The organism is Heliobacterium mobile, from assembly GCF_009720735.1.
GTDB lineage: Bacteria > Bacillota > Desulfitobacteriia > Heliobacteriales > Heliobacteriaceae > Heliobacterium > Heliobacterium mobile.
Genome location: NZ_WNKU01000139.1, coordinates 1 through 470 on the forward strand (window position 1 = coordinate 1; position 470 = coordinate 470).

Annotated in this window: 1 protein-coding gene; it reads right to left on the minus strand. The window is 45.3% G+C overall.

Features of this window, described 5'->3' with window-relative positions; translation table 11 throughout:
• Positions 1 to 470, minus strand: a 470-nt coding sequence (locus GJ688_RS21675; RefSeq protein WP_268892126.1) for a reverse transcriptase domain-containing protein, incomplete at both ends; no start/stop codon positions are given.

The window sequence follows — 470 nt, forward strand, 5'->3', positions numbered from 1 at the left end:
AATTTCACCTTTCCCACATAGTCAACGGCTGTTTTCTCCCGATTCACTTTCAGAAATAGCTTCTTTTCAATGAAGGGGATGATGTTGTCTAGCACTCTTTGGGCGCTTCTTCTGCTTTTGCAGAAGATCATCAGGTCGTCCGCATAACGGACGAATCTGTGCCCCCTTTTCTCAAGCTCCTTGTCCAATTCATGGAGCATGATGTTGCTACGTATTGGACTAAGAGGGCCACCTTGCGGTACTCCGATTTGTGTTTCCTCGAAGCTGTTTTTGACCATGACTCCAGCCTTCAGGTATTTGTGGATGAGCGATATGACCCGGCCATCTTTGATGGTTCTGGATAGTACTTCTACCAACTTACTTTGGTTCACGGTATCGAAGTATTTCTCCAAATCCATGTCTACCACATACTTGTATCCTTCGTTGATGTTGTTTTGACATTTCCGAATCGCGTCATGTGCGCTTCTTCC